Source organism: Acinetobacter sp. YH12239 (genome assembly GCF_013417635.1).
Classification (GTDB): Bacteria; Pseudomonadota; Gammaproteobacteria; order Pseudomonadales; family Moraxellaceae; genus Acinetobacter.
The window spans coordinates 1-2,368 of record NZ_VPDP01000047.1 but is presented as its reverse complement, the minus strand read 5'-3'; the positions used below and the strand labels follow the sequence as shown (position 1 = coordinate 2,368).

3 protein-coding genes are annotated in these 2,368 nt (G+C 42.5%); all 3 read left to right on the top strand.

Annotated features, from left to right (window positions below; genetic code table 11):
- The coding region (locus FTV17_RS15370; protein ID WP_218945438.1) for a muconate/chloromuconate family cycloisomerase at positions 1-1,062 on the top strand (1,062 nt) is incomplete at its 5' end.
- Positions 1,063-1,088: 26 nt separating this feature from the next.
- Entirely contained in the window at positions 1,089-1,379 is a 291-nt protein-coding gene (gene catC, locus FTV17_RS15365) for a muconolactone Delta-isomerase (RefSeq protein ID WP_092766278.1), read from the top strand.
- Positions 1,380-1,529: 150 nt separating this feature from the next.
- The coding region (gene catA / locus FTV17_RS15360) for a catechol 1,2-dioxygenase (protein WP_180000690.1) at positions 1,530-2,368 on the top strand (839 nt) is incomplete at its 3' end.

Here is a 2,368-nt window from a genome sequence, read left to right as displayed (position 1 = left end):
CCACACAAGATGGCGGTCGCAACGATGCAAACTCAAACCTTAGTCCTCATTAAAATCGAAACTTCGGATGGTTTCATTGGTTGGGGCGAAGCGACCACCATCGGTGGCTTAGGCTATGGTGAAGAAAGCCCTGAAAGTATCAAAACCAATATTGATACTTATTTTGCTCCACTACTCAAAACTTTTACTGATCTCAACGTTGCTCAAATTATGCAAGTGTTGAAGAAGAATATTAATGGCAACCGTTTTGCAAAATGTGCCATTCAAACTGCTTTACTCGATATTCAAGCTCAACGTTTAGGCTTGCCGCTGTCTGAAGTGCTAGGTGGCCGTCTGCGTAACAGCGTCCCTGTGCTTTGGGTGTTGGCTTCTGGTGATACGGATAAAGATATCGCTGAAGCGAAAAAGATGATCGAAGCTAAGCGTCATAACTTCTTTAAATTAAAAATTGGTTCTCGTGCTGTAGAAGCAGATGTTGAGCATGTTCTCACCATTAAAAAAGCGTTAGGTACTGATGTTTCTATCCGTGTCGATGTGAACCGTGCTTGGTCTGAGTTAGAAGCGATCAAAGGTATTCAGCTTCTGCAAGATGGTGGTGTTGATCTAATCGAACAGCCATGTGCGATTGACAATATTGATGCCATGGAGCGTTTAACTCGTCGTTTTGATATTGCCATCATGGCGGATGAGTCATTGATGGGTCCAAGTACAGCTTATCGTTTAGCGAAGCGTAATGCTGCTTCTGTGTTTGCTGTAAAAGTTGCTCAGTCTGGTGGCCTACTCGAAGGTCGTGATGTAGCAACCATTGCAAACCTCGCTGGTGTAGATCTGTATGGTGGCACGATGCTTGAAGGTTCTGTTGGCACCATCGCTTCTGCACATTTGTTCTCGACCTTTGAGAATTTGGCATATGGCACTGAATTATTTGGTCCATTGCTGTTAACTGACGAAATTTTAAAGACCCCGCTTCAATATCGTGATTTCGAATTACATCTGCCTCAAGGTAATGGTTTAGGTATTGAGTTGGATTTAGACAAGATTGACAACCTTCGCCGCAAATAAGCGACGTGATACATCAGGAGTGAGACATGCTGTTTCATGTACGAATGGATGTGAACATCCCACTGGATATGCCAGTTGAAAAAGCGAATGAGATTAAAGCTGTTGAAAAGGCGTATTCGCAAGAGTTACAGCAACAAGGCAAGTGGCGTCATATCTGGCGAATCACAGGTCAGTATTCAAACATCAGTATTTTTGATGTGGAAAGCAATGAAGAGCTTCATTCAATTTTACAAGGTCTTCCGCTTTACCCATATATGAATATCGAAGTAATGGCGTTAAATCGCCACCCATCTTCTATCCGTGAAGATGATCGTTAAGTTTTAAGTGTCTTGGCTTGATTGATTCAGGCCATGACATCAATACATCCAGAGGTTTTTTAGCGTCATTTTAAACAAGGATTGTGGCAGCGAGCTCAAACACATTAGAAGTCAGCCACCACACAGCAAGCATACTTAAGGAGAAATAGTATGAACCGCGAACAAATTAATGCTTTAGTCAAAAAAATGAACGTTGATACTGCAACAGGTCCTGTTGATGAACGTGTTCAGCAAATCGTTGTACGTTTAGTATCTGACTTATTCCAAGCGATTGAAGATTTAGATTTAAGCCAATCTGAAGTTTGGAAGGGTCTTGAGTACTTTACTGATGCTGGTCAAGCAAACGAATTAGGTCTTTTGGCTGCTGGTTTAGGTCTTGAGCATTTCCTTGATTTACGTGCAGATGAGAAAGATGCTCAAGCAGGTATTACAGGTGGTACTCCACGTACAATTGAAGGTCCATTGTATGTCGCTGGTGCACCAGAATCAGTTGGTTTTGCACGTATGGATGATGGTTCTGAAGAAGGCAAAATCCCAACTTTAATTATCGAAGGTATCGTTAAAGATACTGAAGGCAACGTTATTGAAGGCGCTAAAGTTGAAGTTTGGCATGCAAACAGCTTAGGTAACTACTCGTTCTTTGATAAGTCTCAATCTGACTTCAACTTACGTCGTACGATCTTCACGGATGCACAAGGTCAATATACAGCATTAACTACAATGCCTGTAGGTTATGGCTGCCCACCAGAAGGTACAACTCAGTTTGTATTAGACAAACTTGGTCGTCATGGTAACCGTCCTTCACACGTGCATTACTTCGTCACTGCGCCTGGCTACCGTAAATTAACTACGCAGTTCAACATCGAAGGTGATGAATACCTTTGGGATGACTTTGCATTTGCAACGCGTGATGGCTTAGTGGCAACTGCTGTAGATGTAACTGATGAAGCTGAAATTGCTCGTCGTGGTCTGAAAGGTGCGTTCAAACA

Excerpts from the sequence above, each read along its gene's own strand:
- catC (WP_092766278.1), top strand. The coding sequence starts at position 1,089 with ATGCTGTTTCATGTACGAATGGATGTGAACATCCCACTGGATATGCCA.